The organism is Lacibacter sp., assembly GCF_035299325.1.
GTDB lineage: Bacteria > Bacteroidota > Bacteroidia > Chitinophagales > Chitinophagaceae > Lacibacter.
This window is the reverse complement of record NZ_DATGWT010000014.1, coordinates 54,682-73,875: the sequence shown is the minus strand read 5'-3', so window position 1 is coordinate 73,875 and position 19,194 is coordinate 54,682. Positions and strand designations below refer to the sequence as shown.

The window sequence follows — 19,194 nt, the reverse complement described above, 5'->3', positions numbered from 1 at the left end:
ATTTGCAGCATAAAAGGTGAATTGGAGCCACCAATGGTTACTGCAAAAAAACGGCGCAGGTCTCCACTTACCGTCTTGAGGCCCTCGGAGAGCCCGACCACGAATAAGGGAGCCCACGCCTAAACGTGAGCTCTTGCTTATCATCCCGTGGTCTTAAAATTTCCGAGGTTTCAAGACGAGACTCCAAGCGAAAGCTTCAATTAGTTATGAAGTAATTCGCAAAAATATGTTTTGACTTTATAGGTTGACTATAAAAAATCAAATAACACATTAAAAATAAGAAAAAAAACAACATAACATCCACATGTGGATGTGTTTAGGGTTTGACAATTGGATTCCTTGCTGTTATGAAAAGTAAGGAAGAAATTATTGAGATTGAGATAGCAGAAATCGACCTGTATATCATTAATAAAGCGAGAGAACTGCGAGTTGCAAGAAAAATGTCACAATTGAAACTATCGATTGCGTTAAACCTTGCTGAGGGTGCAGTAAGTAAAATTGAGAATCCAAAGCAAAGAGCTAAATACAATATAAGGCATATAAATTTACTTGCAAAAGCACTTAAGTGTAACCCTGCCGATTTAGTTCCACCGAAACCACTTAAAAACGATGTCATTCGTGCTAAACTAAAAATAACACGAAATCCGAAAGACAGAAAGGGTGAGCCTAATTATGTAGTAATTAGTAAAGTCCCGGTAAAGAATCATGATTAGGTTGTGGTTATATAGTTTAGTCCCAGAAGAAAATAAACATTCGCATTAGCTTAATACTGCAAATGGATTCAAAGTAAAAACAAGAAGCTAAATTCAAACTTGGTATTCGTATAAACAAAATCATCGCCAAAAACAAAACCAAGAACAACCCTGACCTGGTAACAAGTTTAAGGAAGTTAGCTGCCGCATGTGATGTAGAGTATTCAATCATACAGAAAATAACTTCTGGCAAAAAAGATCCGCAACACACTACTATTGTAGCAATAATTGAAGGCTTCAAATTGTCTACTGCTGAATTCTTTTCTATTTATGATAACATCACAAATGCTGAAGTGGCGGAAATATCAACTACTGTCAAAAAAGCAAAAAAAGCCAAACCGAAATCGAAGTAGTTCAAATAGCTTCGCTCTTTTCGAAATTTCCGGTATTTTGCATTATACTCAATCTCTCAATAATACAACTACTTTCCTATGACACTTTATCAATTCAATAATCTTGATGAAATGGAACAACTGGAAGCTATTTGGGATAATGGTGTGCAGGTTGCCGAAAGGGAAGACGATGTTAACCGCTACAAACTTTACCAGATTGATGCTTTTTATGTAGAAGAAGAATGGCATAAAGAATATAAAGTACGGCGAGCTTTTAGAAGCTTTGCTTCTACAGATGCAGAAATGCTGCAGCCATATTTAGATAGGATTGATATAAGGATCTAAAATGAATTTAATTGCTGTAATTGTTGGAAATAATGAAGCATTTGACAACATCCCAATGGAAAAACTATAGAGATGTTTGAGAGACGGTTGCAGGGGAAACAGAACACTATCTGAAAGTGAAGAAGGAAGAGAAATAAAGTTTTACACTCTAACCTATTCTAAACCATTACACGTGAACAATCTCCCAAGTCTCTGTATCAATATCTGACAAATGCTCATCAAACCGATCCTTACGAACAGCAAAACCTAAAAGATGTGTTGGCCTCGAAAACCCAACATAAGCCATCTTCATCGATTGCTGAACGAATTTATGCGGATTGGCCGGAAGACTTCCGCCTTTTAGAATTGCAGCTAATCTTTCCGACTCATAATTTCCGCCACCAGCTTTTTTTTCATAAAAACTTTCCATGTAAAGCGTAGCAGTGTGCGTTTGTCCTTTTGCAGAATGAACGGTAGCTACCTCGATGGGAATACCTTCATGATTGGTCATATTGGAAACTTCTGTCACCGGGTTGACCGCACCACCATCCAATGGTGCCGCATCATTAATAAAAGCTTTGGAATGGGTGATACTCTTACCAAATAATTTCAACAATTCCGGAACATACGCCTGCAACTCGCTTAACACATTTGAATTCTCTTTCGTGAGTATTCCTTTGCACCATTTCAACAACTGTTCCTGCAGTTTTACTACCGCAGTAGGATAACGCAAAGACAGGTAACTAATAAAACTTCGCTTGGTAAAAGGTCGTTTTTCGTCGTCGGTTATATCTTCGATGCGCAGTATCCGTAAAAGCCCGTTAAGTATACTTTTTCTGATGGATTCAAATCCATTACTTGATTTGTCGTAATTCAATAAGTAACTTTCCATGCACGAATAATTGATTTTCGGTCGCTGTACCTCCTTCGAATAAGGCGGGTGATAATCATTGATTCTTGTCTTATCTGTGTCTGGTACCGTGGTCCAACACAAAGCCTTAAATGGATGCGCAGGCGTCGATGGAATTTTGCCGTTTTCCTGAAGTTTCTTAATAGTTTTAGCAAATGCAGGAATCACCTTGGTCGCATCCTCGTACACATAAAGCCGGGGTAACACATCTATAGACGTTCCGTCTTTGTCTAATGCAAGACCTGTTACAGTTATTGGTTGTAGTGCCAGCAATTGTACAAGTGCTGCGTTCTTTAGACTAAGACGATGACTACCGTTCAATTTTTGTACAACCGGGCGATCTGTCCACACTTCATCCATATCAGATTTGTCCGTAAAGATCCCTTGATTTTTGTCACCTATTCTTTGATAAATAGTACTTGCAGTTCCATTATTCCAAAACAATTCCTCCAGAATTTCGTATTGCTTCTTATCCATATCCTGCATTTCGTCTACAAACGCAAATTGGAATTTCCTGCTTAGTATATCTTTGATTTTAGGATACTTAAATAAATATTCACTGGCAAGAAAATAAGCATCATCAAAACAAAGAAACCCATCTGCCATCAACTTTTTCTTGTACGCATATAACCATTCATAAACCCTTTTCTTTTCAGCAACTGTCCAGTCAGAATAAAATTTACTTCTCCCCTTTGGCTTACTAGGCTCTATCTTTTTGCCCATGTACTTTTTGGTTAAAATATAATCCCCCCCCAATGCGAGACAACCGTAGCAAAGGAGCAAGAGGATCATTTGGATTCGACTGCAAATACCACTTAGCATTCTTCGCTTCCTGATTAAACCCTGCCAAATTTATAAAGCTAAAGTTATTGGCTCTCTCAACGTACAATTCATCATCTATCCTAATCGGCTGATTATTATATAGATTAGTATAGTAGGGAATCGCCAAAAACCGGTCAACAAAAGATTGAATTGTTCCCACGAAATTGGGTTCGCTGAATAATTTCGGGCAGTGTGCAGCAATCTTATTTTTAATTTCATCGACAGCATTGTTTGTATGCGATAATACGACAACAGCAAGGCCATTATCGAGTGGCAAGTATCTTTCAAGTATCAACAGTTTGGCCAGCAGCACAGTTGTTTTACCACTTCCTGGCACAGCTTGGAGATCACAGGTACCCAACTCTTCAATGAATTCAATTCGCTCTTTGTCAAAAACACCTTGCTTCTTAAACAAGATCTGTTCTGCATATTGAATGTCTTCATCAGTTACCTGAAACATACTTAATAGCATTTAAAAGATATTCAATACTTTTTTCTGTCTTAATATCTGTAATCACAGTGTCAGCTTCCAGGTTAGCAGCAAAACGTTGTGCAATAATAGCTTTCGAAATTTCATCTTTAGCAACCGCCAGGTCTGTTTCTCCACAAAGAATATGACGGTAAATTTTGTAGGCAATTATATCGCTATCCTCTGTCCAGTTATTAAAATGCTTATCAATATCGGTGATAACATTTTCATAATTATCCAACTTAGCCACTCCCTCATCCCTTTTCTGTTCTAACAATGCCTCGAGTACTGATTTATAAAAAAGCTTTCTCAGTTTAGCTGATTGCGCAATGCAGTATTCCAGTGTCCAGGCGGGGGATATAAAACTCTTTACCACTTGGCCATCATATTTCTTTTGCTTCCCTGCTATTGCATCTTTTATTTTTGCGTCGATCTCTGCCTGAGTGTAAGGAACCTTTATTTTACCTAAACCTGTCGGATCACCGGCATCAGGTACTTCGTGCAGTTCTCCTGCTTCGAGTGGCTTTACATCCACATCGGTCACTACAGCAACTTTTGTCTGCATTTGCCCTCCAATCTTTCGTTGAAATATTTTAGCATAGCGTAAAAAAGCAGTGTTGCCTATATTGACAACTGATATACCATGTGCAGTTAAATTGATACCAATTTTCCTGGCAAGAACTGGAACAAGCAATTCTTCACCCCAACCCTCTACCAACAGTACTCCCCTTGCAAAAAAAAGATTTGCCTTTGTTACATCAAGAAACCGTTCAAGGTATTTGTAGTCAGTTGATTCGAGAAGAGTAAACTCTTCTCCCATTGGGAAAGCCCTATCAGCTTGACAAAAAATAAGATGACTTAAATGAATCTTAGATCCGATGTTCGGGCTGTGCGTTGTAAAAATCAACTGCACATCCTTTGCTTCTTTTTGCAGTGTTTCCATCACTTGTAACTGCGACTGGGGATGTAGATGAGCTTCAATTTCTTCAACAAGTCCCAAGCGAAGCCCGTCCCAACTTTTCTTTTGCAAGTGCAATAACTCGGAAGCGATACACAATAAGTTATGGCTGCCTAATCCCAAGTTGTAACCATCTTCAAATAAAAGATTGAGAGCCTCCAGGATATTTTTCATCGAAGCGGCACTCATTTTAAAGGAAGTTTCCTTCCCTGAAAATTCACTGAGATATTTATCTATAATCTCTTTAAGTTCTTTCCCTTTTAAAAGATCACCCGTCAGTGCAGCCCCACTTGCATCCAATCCTTTAAAATAGGCAGCGACACCGCTGTTCAATTGTTTTGCAAGCTCAATGAATAAATGATCTTTTTTATCTCTGAAAGCATCATGAGACAACAAGATTTGTGACAAACGGGAATTTCTGCGTGACGATAATTCATTCACTGCATCACGCAGGGGTCTTAAATAAGTAATACGTAGACGTTCTTTGGCATCAGCAGTAAGTATTTTTCCATCACTGTCAACTCCAGCCCTGACATCAAATGGCAAAATGCGGCCATTTTTCTGCACTACATCAACGAATACCCTTAAATAATCTACGGCTGGCGTAACACTGGCATCCCATCCCAGCCATTCCGTAAAATGGCAAGCTTCCGCAACAGCTAGTTCGTCGAACCGGCATTCAATTCTAAATCTTTCAGCAACAAATCCTCCTGGTTTACTATAGAAATCTTCTGGTTCAATTTTCACCCATTCATTTCCATGAGCCTTCAAAACTAATTTAATTGCATCCACAATTGCAGTTTTACCTGAGTCATTTTCGCCAATAAGAACGTTAACGCCTTTTTTTAATGCCAGGTCCAAATGAGGATGGTCTAAATCAATTGCATTGGAACTACCAAATTTTCGAAAGTTCCAAACTTTTAAATTGGAGAGGTACATGTGGTGTTCTGGTTAATAGTAAACGTTAATCAGGATTAATCTTTTAAAATTCACAAGCTTAAATTTAATAGTTTTTCAGCTTCGGTTCTAGAAAATTTACTGCATTTGTAGTAGCTAAAATAACTCCATTTAGTTACCACCCAACTACTATAACAAACATCACTAAATCAGGTTTTGCTTGAAGGGATGTTATTCGGTCGCACAAATCAAAATCGTATATTATCGTATCAAATCGAATATACTTTTTTTGAAAACCATCTTTTTTATTCCTTTTCCAATATGTATTTTTCTAAAATTACTGATCTACGACTCACATTCAATTTCATGAACTTTAATGTAAGTTATAATTCTAAAACTCCAAACCACAATGAAATGCTTACTCGAATCAATTAATAACAGGGAATTGGCATTACTGATATGGATGTTCCCTCTCTTCTTGTGGATTGCCTTTACAAGCAATTTCCTAAAAGCCGCAGGTAAAATACTGCAATCCTTTTTCTGGAGCAAACTGACTCCCTATTTTCTTGCAGTTGTAACTTATGTAACAGGAATAGTGTATTTATTATTTAAAATACATCTTTGGGATCTGAGTCAACTAAAAAATACAGTCCTTTGGTATTTCACCGTAGGTGTCGCCTCACTATTTCATATAACCGACAAAAACAAAAGCAACTATCTGAATGCAACCATCAAAGATGTTTTGAGTTTAACAGCGATAATCCAGTTCATCATTGGCGTTTATTCATTTAGTCTCTTTGTTGAACTTATATTGATACCATTCGTAGTTATAATAACAGGAATGGTGGTTGTTGCAGAAAGTAATAAAGAGCATCATCGGCTTATTCCGGTACTCCGCAAACTGACAGCTTTAATAGGATTGATACTGATCTTCTATAGTTTATTTAAAATCATTTCAGACTTTAAAAGCTTAAGCAACGAAAGTACGCTTACAGACTTCCTGGTGCCTGCTGTATTATCCTTCCTGTTTTTACCGATGTTATACATTATCTCCATAGTTGTAACACTTGATGATGTGTTTACAGGAATTGACAAAAGAATAAAATATCCAGAGTTACAGAGATATGCAAGATGGAAGACCTTACTTTACTTTCATGTAAATAAGAATGACTTATATCGCTGGCGAAAGTTGTTGCCTTTACAGCATATTAAATCACGCAATGACATAGACAACAGTATTCAGTTAATCAAAGAAATGAAAAGGAATGAAAGTAATCCTGTTTCTGTGAATTGGAGCAAAGGATGGTCACCATACTCTGCATTACTGTTTCTGAAGGAAAATGGCGTCACTACAGGTTATTACCAACCAGCTACTACTGTACACAAATGGATGGCCTGCTCAAAATATCTGGACATAGATGACAACACGCCTGCCAGCAACATCTCTTACTACGTAGAGGGTGATGCCACTGTTGCAACTAAACTTACTTTAAGTCTCTCAGTTTACAACAATCAGCAAGATGGGTTGGCTGTAGCAAAGTTTTTAGACAATGCCGTTCTCCTTTTTAAAAAGTCATTATATACACCGATCCCTATTCAAATCGAAGACTCAATTATTAATGGAATCAGCTATCAACAAAAAATCGAAAACAGGAACATCATAGTTGAAAAGCAGTTATGGGAAAATAAAGCAGGAGGTTATACCCTGAATTTAATAATACAAATTTGCAATTGAACATTATCATCATTACATATCTTTCCATGAATAACCTCTAAAATTCTCTACGGATAAAATCCTGATTACAAAACCTTAAATCCCGATCGCAAAACAAATTCTCACGAAAAGGCATTATACTTGTTCTTCGCTCCTTTAAGTAATAAATGATTGAATTCTGTCAATCAAAATCTCAGTTACTCTTTGCGAACTGTCAACCTGTAAATTTTTTTAGTATGACAACCAGCAGAAAAAAAATTACAATGCCTCCATTTTTAAACAAACTGTACAGCACATTGCAGGATCAATTGGATGTAATTGAGCAGGAAGAAGAAAACATTCTCTATCGTGCAGAAAAAAGTATACATGCCACCAAAACTGCAATGGAACAGCTTCGCACTTATATCAGCAGCTACAAATTTGAATCAACTACTGAAGAAATCCATTTCTTTAAAGAAATCAAACCACGTTTCTACAGTAAACTTATTTACTATTTGAAAGTATTCAACATTGAGACACGAAGACCCAATGGCGGACAAAAGGCTGAAGAAAAATTCTTGCGAAAAGAGATGCAACGGCTGACACATTTTTTTGATAACAATCTTGAGTTTTATCAATACTACCGCACAGGTGCAAATTACCTTGATGAAAAATACTTCCTCCGTGGCAGCCAGGATCTTTATCTTACACTCGATCCGCAGTATTTTAATACCGATCCTTCTTTCAGCACAAGCCATGATTACAAAGTGGCAAAGCTTATTGCTAACGAACTATTACGTATCTATCTGAATAAAGCATTAGATCAAACGGATCAGCACAACGAAACTGCCAATCGCTTCACAGCAAAACCTGTACTTACATGGACAGGCTCAAAAACATCACTCATTGAACTACTCTACGCTTTGCAAAGTACAGGTGTTTTTAATAATGGTGCGGCCGATGTAAAACTGATTGCAACCTACCTGCAGGAAGTCTTTAATGTAGAGTTGGGAAATTACTACCGAACATTCCAGGAAATACGCATCCGTAAAGGAAGCCGAACACAGTTTATGGAACAGTTGACCGAACGTTTAGTTAAACGTATGGACGAAACGGATGAACAGATCCGGCATTAAAAAAATCTTTCCCAACTTGGGTATGCAGTGTGAGTAAATGCTTTTTTATGATCGCATCTTTGTTGAGCTAATCATTCTTTAAAAACATAATGCTATGTTCACCTCAATTACCTGGAACGAATATTTTTTCTTTATTGTAGCAACCCTGTTTCTGTATTATACATTTATTGCTATTCGTTATTACAAATGGGAACTGTTAGCGCTGTCAGGTATTCAACGGGAATTACCAGCTTCAAATCAATTGCAGCATGCTGACCTCAAACAGCAATTTATTACAGCTAGCAGTTACACCGATGAGCAAATAACTTCAGCAGTTACAGACAGTGATGTAATCAACGGTATGGTAAAAGCAGAAATCACTGCTCTTTTTGCCAACAGTCCCGAAACAATTTCTTCAAATAAACTAAGCGACTCATTGAATGCCATCCTCAGCAAGTATTCCTCCCGATTACTCCAGCAAAGGCAGGATTTGAGTCGCTTTATACTGGAAGAATCCGGCAACTATTTTCCCGGTCTACTCTCACAGAACGATGTTGAGCAGTTGTGGTTTGGATAGTCATGTAATGCTTCGCTGCACTGTGCAGGAGAACCAAGTGCGTAGAGACATGTAGCAGCGAAGCATTTTTTTAACCTTGAAAAAATTGCTACTATGAAGAATAATCATTTTATCAACAATCATTTCCTCAAACAGTTATTATTTACTGTTGCTACTATTCTGTTGTGCATTGCTGTTGCTTTTGCGCAGGATGGCAATGCAGGTATTAATGAAGCCAACACCAAAGTACGCAGCTATTTTGCTTCTGGCGTTAACCTGATGTATGCAGTGGGGGCTATCGTTGGCTTAATCGGCGCCATTAAAGTTTACCAAAAATGGAACAGCGGCGATCACGATACCGGCAAGGTTGCCTCTGCCTGGTTTGGCAGCTGTGTGTTCCTGGTAATCGTTGCTACTGTACTGCGCTCCTTCTTTGCTGTTTAACACTTTTGTCATGCTGCAGCATCTCTCTATACACTATCTGAATTATTTAAACAATCATCATCCCGACCTCTTATTGGAATGGCGACAGGCAGGAGCATTGCATGAAACAATTGAAAGGCAACTTGATCAGGCTAAGCCATTACTTGAAAAACTATCAACGGCTGAGTTACATGTGGATGATATACTGGAGCAATGTTTAAACGAACTCATTAGTGTATTACCAGCCTCCCGTTTTGATTATATCACGCAACTACTCAGCACTGAATTTGAACAGCAGCATGAACAGTTGCTCTCCTCCGGTCTGCTCCCCTATGAATGCATGAACCTACTCCAACATTGTAAACCTGTTTTCGACAACCTGAATTTTTCACTGGCAAATGAAGATGATTCCTTCATCCGCTATGCTATGATCGCAGCCATCAGTGATTATTTCGAACGTGGACAAGAACAAGTGAGCAATGCAGTACAACAGTCAACAACAATTAACGCATAACCTTGCAGCCATCCGGATTGCACTCAACCTGCAGCCAGGTACAAAACTTTCCGAACAGGAAAGGCAAGCCCTGGAAATGTACAACGGTTTTGGTGGCATAAAGGCTATTCTTTTTCCGGAAGGATCACTGAAGCAATGGGAAGAACTACATGCATCCAAAGAAGACCAGCGACTCTATCCGCAGATCATGGAATTGCACCAGCTCTTTAAAGATAAATTATCTGAAGAAAAGTATCATGCAGCAATTGAATCCCTGCGCAACAGTATCCTCACTGCTTTTTATACACCGGATTTTGTACCGGACACGTTGTTTCAAGCCGTAAAAAACACAGGGATACGCATTGACAGTTTTTATGAGCCCAGCAGCGGTCATGGAATTTTTATCAGAAGCGTATTGCATGCATTCCCTTCTATTAAGACGGTCACTGCCATCGAAAAAGATTTACTGACCGCTAAAATATTGGCAGCACTGCAGCAGGATGCAAACAAAACTGTGGATGTGCAGACCAAAGGATTTGAAGAAACAGCGGAAGCAGAAAACAACCGCTATGATCTGATCAGCAGTAATATTCCCTTTGGCAATTTCAAGGTGCATGATCCTTCTATTAAAGACCCTGCAACTAAAAGCAGAATTCATACTTACTTTTTTGCAAAGGGATTAACCAAACTGCGGGATGGCGGACTGCTGGCTTATCTCTCTACGGATGCATTTTTGAACAGCCCATCTAACAAAGACGCAAGAGAACATCTTTTTCTGCACGCTGATTTTATCAGTGTTTGCAGAATGCCCGATAACCTGATGAAGGAAACTGCAAATACAGAAGCACCTACCCATTTATTGATTGTACAGAAAAACAACAGCAAAAATAATCTCTCAGAAGAGGAGCAATTACTCTGTAACACAATTGAACAACAAAATCAGTTCGGAAAATACTCAACCAATCAGTATCTCAGCCTTCATCCTGAATTACTGATCGGCAATCTGCAACGTGCAGGAAAAAATCAATACGGCCAGGCGCATGAAGAACTACTACAAACAGGTGAAGTAAGTGCGATTACAGAAAAAATTGCAGCAATTCTTTCAACTGATTTCGAAAAACGGTTCCGGAAAGATCTGTATGAACAAAAAAATGAACAAAGCGCAGAGGTAAAGCCGAAACTTACGCTGCTACCTCCTCCCGAAAATAAATCAGATACGGGATCGTTTCAGCTGGGTTTATTTGATGCGCCCGGCAAAACAATTGGCAACAATGCCTCTGCCTATATTAACAATTTGGATAAAACCGTTGTGGACAGTAAGACGGCGTCCATCATCAATATCATTCGTACTGAAGAAGAGCCTTCGCATGATACCATTGTACTGCTGACAGCAAGGTCTCATTCGTTCAAACAATATGTCTACAAACTGTATTCCAATACAAAAGAATTACAGTTTCCTGCAAACTGGATGAGTGCGGCAGCAATGCAACACGAATTAAAAAATCTGCCGGATACACTTGCAGCATACGACCATGCCTATCGTAATCATGGAGAGCAGGCGTTTCATGTTTCCTTTGCAAACGAAGATGCGCTAATTCCATTAACGGATATAAATCCATGGTATAAAGAAGGAACGCTGTTAGTCCACAACGGTATGGTGGGCTACGCCAGCTTTGCTGCCTCCGATAATCAACGGGCAGTCTTTATTCCGGCAGTGAACAGTACAATAGAACTTGCCTTCTTTCAACAATACACAACGTTGCGTGACAGCTATCTCAGCCTGATGCATCATGATGCAACATCACTTACAGAAAAAGAACAACTGCGTATCGGATTAAGTGAGCAATACGACCGGCTTATACGCAGTTGGGGCTTATTGAATTCTTCTGCTAATCGTCAGCGCATTTTAAGAGATGATGCATTTGGACTGACAATACTTTCATCACTTGAGCGCAAAGAGGGTGACCGCTTTGTAAAATCAGATGTGCTGACGCTATCACTCATCGTTACGCAGGAAGTATATCGTACAGAGAATCCGAATGAAGCGCTTGCCAAATGTTTAAGCGAACAGGGGCGGGTTGATCTTGAATTTATTGCGGCTGCTACCGACAGCACAGAGGAAGAAAGCATTACAGCACTTGCGCAGAAAATTTATTTCAACCCAATAGTACAACAGTGGGAAACGGCAGATGCTTTTCTCAGTGGTAATGTGGTTGACAAACTGAAACAATTAAAGACAATTGCTGAGCAGCATCCTGATAATACTTATATCAGTGCAAGTTTAACAGCGCTGCAAAAAGTACAACCTGAGCGTATTCCATTTGCATTACTTGATTTTAATTTAGGTGAACGCTGGATAGATACAGCATTATACGAACGCTATGCTTCCTCGATGGTAGAACTGCCTGTAAGCGTACATTATTTTCCTTCTACTGATACCTTTAAAGTCAGCATTACAGGTGGCAATGCCAAAACGAACCAGGAGTATGCAGTCACCACCAGAAGTGGCAAAACAACGTATGCTTCTACGTTGATGGAACATGCACTGGAAAACACGACACCGTTTTATACCTATCCTGTTGAACTGGGAGACAGAACGATCCGTGTACCTGACAATGAAGCCATTCAACTGGCACATCAGAAAATCGAATCGATCCGTAATGGTTTTACAGGCTGGTTACAAAATCTATCAGCAGAAGAAAAACAGGCATTGGAAGAACGGTATAATCATCTCTTTAATTGTTATCAATTACGGGAGTATGATGGCGGTCATCTGCAATTCCCTTTACTCAACAAAGCAAAGCTTGGGATTGATGACCTCTACTCTTCTCAAAAGAATTCTGTTTGGCGGATCATACAAAACCGTGGTGCACTCATTGATCATGAAGTAGGACTTGGTAAAACTTTGACCATGGTGGTTGCTTCGCATGAATTAAAGCGTTTACAGATTGCCAATAAACCAATGATCCTGGCACTCAAAGCCAACGTGCGGCAGATTTCTGAAATCTATAAAAAAGCATATCCCAAGGCAAGGATACTTGCACCGGGTGAACAGGACTTCACTCCTTCCAGACGGCTCCGCCTCTTTCATGAAATCAAAAACAATCAATGGGACTGCATCATTCTTACCCATGATCAGTTTGCAAAAATTCCACAAAGCCCGGAGATCATGCGACAGATCTTTCAATCAGAACTGGACAATATTCAAAAAGACCTGGCAACCTTAAAAGACATGGGTGGAGAAATTTCCAGAAGTATGTTGAAAGGCTTGGAAATACGCAAAACCAATCTCACAGTAAAACTAAAGGCCGTTGTGCAGGCCATCGAAGAAAAAAAAGATACAGGCATCAGCTTTGCAGAGCTAGGTGTTGATCATTTGTTCGTAGATGAATCCCATAAATTCAAGAACCTTACGTTTACCTCCCGACATGACCGTGTTGCAGGATTAGGAAATAAAGAAGGCAGTCAGAAAGCACTCAATATGCTCTTTGCAGTACGTACGCTGCAGGAAAAGCAACAGCGTGATCTCTGTGTCACATTTTTATCGGGAACGCCTATCTCCAACAGCCTGACAGAAATGTACCTGCTGTTTAAATACCTGCGGCCAAATGAAATGAAGCGGCAGCATATTGAAAACTTTGATGCATGGGCAGCTGTGTTTGCACGCAAAACTGTTGACTTTGAATTTTCTGTTACAAACGAAATCATCGCCAAAGAACGCTTCCGTCATTTTATAAAAGTACCTGAACTGGCGTTATTCTATAATGAAATTACTGATTACAAAACGGCCAAACATATTCAGCTTGATAAACCGGAACTGGATGAGCAACTGGTGAATATCGCTCCTACTCCTGAGCAACGGGTCTTTATTCAACAATTAATGCAGTTTGCCAAAACCGGTGATGGCTCATTGATTGGAAGACCAAAACTGACAGACGAAGAAGACAAAGGACGTATGTTACTTGCCACCAACTATGCAAAGAAAATGGCGGTGGACATGCGACTTATCAACGAGAACCGTTACAGCGATCATCCTGATAACAAAGTCAATGTCTGTGCACGGAAGCTGGCAGCGATTTATCATGAAACGACTTCCATTAAAGCAACGCAGATTGTCTTCAGTGATATCGGCACACCCAAACCGGATGCCTTCAATGTGTACGATGCCTTAAAAGAAAAACTGGTTCGTGATCATCAGGTAGCCAGCGATCATATCAGCTTTATTCATGACTGGAGCGATAGCCGAAGACCGGAACTGTTTCGCAAAATGAACAATGGTGATATCCGTATTCTGATTGGTAGTACCGAGAAAGCTGGTACCGGATTAAACGTACAGCAACGTGTGGTGGCGATGCATCACCTGGACATACCCTGGAAGCCATCTGAACTGGAACAACGCAACGGTAGAGGTGCCAGACAAGGCAACCAAATAGCCAAAGCGTATAATGGAAACAAAGTACAGAGCTATATCTATGCGGTGGAACAGTCGCTTGATAATTACAAGTTCAACCTGCTGAAAAACAAGCAGACGTTTATCAGCCAGATGAAAAATGCTGAGTTGAATGTGCGTACGATTGACGAAGGAGCAATGGATGAAAAAAGCGGAATGAACTTCTCAGAATACATCGCTATACTTTCAGGCGATACCACGCTACTCGAAAAATCAAAACTCGAAAAGAAAATTGCAGTATTGGAAAGCCTCCGGCATGCACACCATAAAGAACAACTGCATGCTGGATTTAAACTGGATCAGTTAAAAGAAGAAAAAAAGAAAGTGCTGCATATTGCTGAACATCTGGCAAGTGATGCTGCGCATTATCATAAGGTTTTACAATTTGAAAAGGATGGCAGCAAATCCAATCCCCTGCTACTTGAAGGAAAAAGCAGCAGTGTTCCGGAAGTGACGGGTCGTCAGCTTATCCAACTCTACACTGCATGGAAACCAACTGACCCGTCAACTGATGAACAGCATATTGGCTCGCTTTATGAATTTGATCTGTATATCCGCAGACAAAAAGAGGCATTTGAAGATAACGGATTGTTTCAATACAGTTATTCCAATGTCTTTTATGCCATGCGTCATGAAACAGGTATTAAATACAACTGGAACCAGGGACATCTGAATATTGACAATCCTAAACTGGCAGCCCGTTATTTTCTCAACGCCATTGACCGGGTAGATGCGTTAGCTGAGAAGTACAACAAGCAATTAAAAGAATTAGATAACAACATCCCACAGTTCGAGCGTCTCCAATCAAAGCCCTTTGAACAGGAGCAGGAACTTGCAAACCTGAAGCTCGATGTACAACGACTTGAACGGGAGATCACCATTAAGATTCAAAAAAACATGACAGCAGCCGGTCAGGAATTACCAACGGATAAAAAGCAGGAAGAAGCAAAAATCATTAACATCAAAGAAAAACAGGAAACCAAATTACCGCTGCTGAAAAAAGAAAGTGACAAAAAGAAATCAAGAAAAATCAATCTTTAAAAATTGAATGATGATAAACAGTGTTTACAGCATTAATAAAAATATCAATAAGTCCATTGAGTTTAAGGGACTGAAGGCACAGTACATCTGGTATCTCGGCGGCGGACTGGTTTGTCTGTTAATCTTATTTGCCATTCTTTATCTCTGTGGCTTTGGCTTACTGGTTTGCCTACCGGTTACTGTTATACTCGGTTCTGTACTGTTCATGCATATTTATAAACTCAGCAGAACTTATGGAGAATATGGAATGATGAAAAAAATTGCCAAACGATCCATCCCTCCTGTGATTAAAAACAATTCATTGGTTCAACTCAAACAGCAATTACTCCATGCGCAAACTATCTGACATATTACCGGTATATGCAATCGAGCACGATGCCATCCTTTCCAAGTATGGTGATGTTACCATCGCTTATCAAATCTCATTGCCAGAACTGTTCACGTTGAGCAATGATGAATACGAGGCTTTTCATCATGCATGGATCAAGGCTATTAAGATATTACCGGTGAACAGTATTCTTTGCAAACAGGATTGGTTTACCGAAGCAGGTTTTCAGGCGGATTATAAAACCGATCAGGAAAGTTTTCTATCCCGCAGCAGCAACCGCTTTTTCGATGAACGACCTTATCTCGATCACAAGGCATTTATCCTACTGACACGAAAAGCCAGTAAACGAAAGCCTGCCTCTTCCCTGTTTTCTACTCTACTGCGGAAACACATTGTACCCGAAGAAACACTGGACACAAAATTCCTGCATGAATTCCTCAACCTCACCGGCCAGTTCCAAAAAATATTGACTGACAGTGGATTTGTACAATTAGAACGTTTACGTAATGGAGCGCTTGCTGATCTCGTATTGCAGTATGTAAACCTCGGACAAAACGATGGTGTTATCCGTGATATTGAATTTAAACCGGAATGGAAGATTGGTGAATTTCATTGCCAGCTGTTTACCATGGCAGATGCAGAATTTGTACCGGCCATGTGTGGCTCCCGCATCAACTATGATAAATACTCAACCGACAAAACAAAATTCAGTGTGGGTTTTGCTTCACCAGTTGGCCAGTTGCTCTCCTGTAATCATCTCTACAGCCAATATGTATTTATCAACGATACCCAAAAACTTTTTCAGCAACTGGAAAGTAAAAAACTGCGTTTACAATCACTTGCTGCCTATAGTCGTGAGAATACCATTGCCAAAGAAGCGACCGATGCATTCCTTAATGAAGCCATCAGTGAACAACGCTTACCGGTAAAAGCGCATTTTAATTTACTCAGCTGGACAACAGAAGCTTCGTTGATCAAACACTTGCGGAATTTATGTTCATCAGCTCTTACACAAATGGATGCCAAACCAAAACTGGAAACTGAAGGTGCGGCGCAGATCTTTTGGGCCGGTATACCGGGCAATGCAGCTGATTTCCCGATGAATGAAACCTTTGATACATTCTCACCACAGGCCTGTTGCTTTTTAAACTTGGAAACCAATTACCGCTCTTCGCTAAGTCCCATTGGCATCCGTTTAGGCGACCGATTAACAGGTAAACCAATACATGTTGATCTTTCGGATGAACCAATGAATAAAGGCATCTGTACCAACCGGAATAAATTTATTCTCGGCCCATCGGGAAGTGGCAAATCATTTTTCACCAATCATATGCTGCGCTCTTATTACGAGCAGGGTACACATATTGTGCTTGTTGATGTAGGTCATTCGTATAAAGGATTATGCGACCTGGTAAAGGGCTACTACTTCACTTACTCCGAAAAGGAGCCGATCCGCTTCAATCCGTTTTATATTACTGATGAAGATGTACTGGATACCGAGAAGAAAGAAAGTATTAAAACGCTGTTGCTGGCACTATGGAAAAAAGACACCGAAAGCTTCAAGCGGAGTGAATACGTAGCCCTTTCCAACGCATTGCAGTTGTACTTTGACCGGTTAAAAGCAGACACTACCATCTTTCCCTGCTTCAATAGTTTTTATGAGTTCTTAAAAGATGAATTTGTTGCTGTTTTAAAAAGCGATAATGTACAGGATAAAGATTTTGATGTGTCCAATTTCCTTTATGTACTTCGCCCCTATTATGCCGGTGGAGAATTTGATTACCTGTTGAATGCCACAGAAAATCTGGATTTACTGCAACAACGCTTTATTGTCTTTGAACTGGATAATATCAAAGACCACCCGATCCTTTTTCCCGTTGTAACGATTATCATCATGGAAGTATTTATTTCCAAAATGCGCAAGCTCAAAGGTATCCGTAAAATCATTTTGATTGAAGAAGCATGGAAAGCCATTGCCAAGGAAGGCATGGCCGAATACATCAAGTACCTGTTTAAAACAGTGCGGAAGTTTTATGGCGAAGCCATAGTTGTAACACAGGAAGTGGAAGACATTATTTCTTCTCCTGTCGTTAAACAGGCAATCATCAATAACAGCGATTGCAAAATATTACTTGATCAGAGTAAGTACCAGAACAAGTTCGACCAGATACAGGAATTATTGGGCCTGACAGAAAAAGAAAAGGCATTGATACTTTCGATCAACAAAGCGAATGATCCCAACAGAAAATACAAAGAGGTTTTTATCTCTCTTGGTGGCGTAGTGAGCAAGGTCTATCGAACAGAAGTTTCTCCTGAAGAATACCTCGCTTATACTACTGAAGAAAAAGAAAAAATCAAGGTGCAGGCCTATGCTCGCAAACATGGGGGTAATCTCGAACGGGCCATCCAGGAACTGTCCGATGAATTGAATCCAATCTAAACATCAATATCATGAAAAAGGCATTCACAATATCATTGATTATCCCAGTGTTGTTAAGCTGTTCCAATCTGAAAACAGACAGCACCCTTGCATTTATTCCAGGCACCTATGTACGCAGTGAGTTAAGAGAGTTTGGACGAATTGAAGATACGATCATCATCAAACTTCAAAATCCTACTGCCAATAGTTTTTTGATCGAACAACGGTGGCGATATGAGCGGGTGCTGGATGGTATTGCACAGGAACCTGAATACAAGAACATCGCCGATCAGGGAATCTATGACACAGAAAAAAAGCTATTGCAGAACCAACGAAACCTGCGTGTCTATTCCTTTGACGAAGTAAAACAAGTCTTGTATAATGGAACCATGATCTTTCAAAAAATTAAATAGACTTAACATGAAATATCCATAAAAATTATCAAGCTAATTTATAACAGCAGCGATGATCATTTTTATGGATATACTATTTGGCCAAAATGCAATAAAAAACAAACAAATGAAAAACATCTTTCTTACACTCTCACTCATTTTAGTCTGTCTTTTTGTACCTGTGCAACAAACAAAGGCTGCTGATCCAATTTTGCAGATCATTAAAGAAGCTGTGATCAAAGTAATTAAAGAAATCGACCTCCAGATACAGCGCTTACAAAACAAAACCATCTGGTTACAAAATGCACAGAAAACCGTCGAAAATAAAATGTCGGAGCTCAAATTAAATGAGATCAAAGACTGGGTGGAAAAACAGCGTAAACAATACGAAGACTATTTTGAAGAATTGTGGAAAGTAAAAACGGCGATTACCTATCTCAAAACGGTGAAAGAAATCATTGAACGGCAGTCCTCACTGGTAAAGGAGTACAAACAGGCCTGGGCCGTATTTCAAAAGGATAAACATTTTTCTAAAGAAGAGCTGCAATATATGTATGCGGTATATGAAGGGATTCTTGAACAGAGTATTAAAAATATCGACCAGTTAACCCTTGTTATTACTTCGTTTGAAACACAGATGAGTGATGGTAAACGCCTGGAGATCATCCAGACTATTGCCGGGACACTGGATGAACAATACACAGATCTGAAAAACTTCAATGAACAAAATAAACTTATCGCTATACAACGTGGAATTGAAAAAGGCGAGATCGATCATGTACGCAAGCTTTATGCTTTACCATTGAATTAGCTTTCGATT

General features: G+C 39.5%; 15 protein-coding genes. 12 read left to right on the top strand and 3 right to left on the bottom strand.

The features are described from left to right. Positions 1-347 precede the first annotated feature (347 nt). Together VK159_RS09290 and VK159_RS09285 are read left to right on the top strand one after the other, a co-directional pair. Positions 348-713: a helix-turn-helix transcriptional regulator gene (locus tag VK159_RS09290; protein ID WP_324229856.1), complete on the top strand. Its 366-nt coding sequence runs from the start codon at positions 348-350 to the stop codon at positions 711-713. Positions 714-1,183: 470 nt separating this feature from the next. Beyond that, a complete protein-coding gene (locus tag VK159_RS09285) occupies positions 1,184-1,429 on the top strand; it encodes a hypothetical protein (RefSeq protein ID WP_324229855.1) in 246 nt (81 codons plus the stop codon). Between the two features lie 166 nt (positions 1,430-1,595). Here VK159_RS09285 and VK159_RS09280 read toward each other — a convergent pair whose 3' ends face one another. Genes VK159_RS09280 through VK159_RS09270 form a run of 3 tightly spaced genes read right to left on the bottom strand, consistent with a single transcriptional unit; the run spans position 1,596 to position 5,506 of the window. After that, positions 1,596-3,041: a UvrD-helicase domain-containing protein gene (locus VK159_RS09280; protein WP_324229854.1), complete on the bottom strand. Its 1,446-nt coding sequence runs from the start codon at positions 3,039-3,041 to the stop codon at positions 1,596-1,598. Continuing rightward, positions 3,019-3,600: a UvrD-helicase domain-containing protein gene (locus VK159_RS09275; RefSeq protein WP_324229853.1), complete on the bottom strand. Its 582-nt coding sequence runs from the start codon at positions 3,598-3,600 to the stop codon at positions 3,019-3,021. The genes VK159_RS09280 and VK159_RS09275 overlap by 23 nt, the downstream gene beginning before the upstream one ends. After that, positions 3,584-5,506: an AAA family ATPase gene (locus VK159_RS09270; RefSeq protein WP_324229852.1), complete on the bottom strand. Its 1,923-nt coding sequence runs from the start codon at positions 5,504-5,506 to the stop codon at positions 3,584-3,586. Before VK159_RS09270 ends, VK159_RS09275 begins: the two co-directional genes overlap by 17 nt. Before the next feature lie 403 nt (positions 5,507-5,909). Here VK159_RS09270 and VK159_RS09265 point away from each other — a divergent pair, with 403 nt between their 5' ends. The 10 genes from VK159_RS09265 (at position 5,910) to VK159_RS09220 (ending at position 19,185) form a co-directional block, all read left to right on the top strand. Further along, positions 5,910-7,199, top strand: a complete 1,290-nt coding sequence (locus VK159_RS09265; protein WP_324229851.1) for a hypothetical protein — start codon at positions 5,910-5,912, stop codon at positions 7,197-7,199. A 242-nt stretch (positions 7,200-7,441) separates the two neighbouring features. Then, a complete protein-coding gene (locus VK159_RS09260) occupies positions 7,442-8,293 on the top strand; it encodes an RteC domain-containing protein (protein ID WP_324229850.1) in 852 nt (283 codons plus the stop codon). A gap of 94 nt (positions 8,294-8,387) precedes the next feature. Further along, positions 8,388-8,849: a hypothetical protein gene (locus tag VK159_RS09255; RefSeq protein WP_324229849.1), complete on the top strand. Its 462-nt coding sequence runs from the start codon at positions 8,388-8,390 to the stop codon at positions 8,847-8,849. A gap of 93 nt (positions 8,850-8,942) precedes the next feature. Then, positions 8,943-9,272 carry a DUF4134 domain-containing protein gene (locus tag VK159_RS09250; RefSeq protein WP_324229848.1) on the top strand — a complete coding sequence of 110 codons (330 nt, stop codon included), beginning with the start codon at positions 8,943-8,945 and terminating at the stop codon, positions 9,270-9,272. A gap of 10 nt (positions 9,273-9,282) precedes the next feature. Further along, on the top strand, positions 9,283-9,765 hold the full coding sequence (locus tag VK159_RS09245) for a DUF1896 family protein (RefSeq protein WP_324229847.1): 483 nt from the start codon (positions 9,283-9,285) through the stop codon (positions 9,763-9,765). Beyond that, on the top strand, positions 9,731-15,235 hold the full coding sequence (locus VK159_RS09240; protein ID WP_324229846.1) for a helicase-related protein: 5,505 nt from the start codon (positions 9,731-9,733) through the stop codon (positions 15,233-15,235). The genes VK159_RS09245 and VK159_RS09240 overlap by 35 nt, the downstream gene beginning before the upstream one ends. A 10-nt stretch (positions 15,236-15,245) precedes the next feature. Next, positions 15,246-15,581, top strand: a complete 336-nt coding sequence (locus VK159_RS09235; protein ID WP_324229845.1) for a DUF4133 domain-containing protein — start codon at positions 15,246-15,248, stop codon at positions 15,579-15,581. Next, positions 15,565-18,003 carry a TraG family conjugative transposon ATPase gene (locus VK159_RS09230; protein ID WP_324229844.1) on the top strand — a complete coding sequence of 813 codons (2,439 nt, stop codon included), beginning with the start codon at positions 15,565-15,567 and terminating at the stop codon, positions 18,001-18,003. Before VK159_RS09235 ends, VK159_RS09230 begins: the two co-directional genes overlap by 17 nt. Positions 18,004-18,014: 11 nt before the next feature. Continuing rightward, a complete protein-coding gene (locus VK159_RS09225; RefSeq protein ID WP_324229843.1) occupies positions 18,015-18,395 on the top strand; it encodes a hypothetical protein in 381 nt (126 codons plus the stop codon). Between the two features lie 106 nt (positions 18,396-18,501). Continuing rightward, positions 18,502-19,185, top strand: coding sequence for a conjugal transfer protein TraI (locus VK159_RS09220; protein ID WP_324229842.1), 684 nt, complete (start codon positions 18,502-18,504; stop codon positions 19,183-19,185). Positions 19,186-19,194 lie beyond the last annotated feature (9 nt).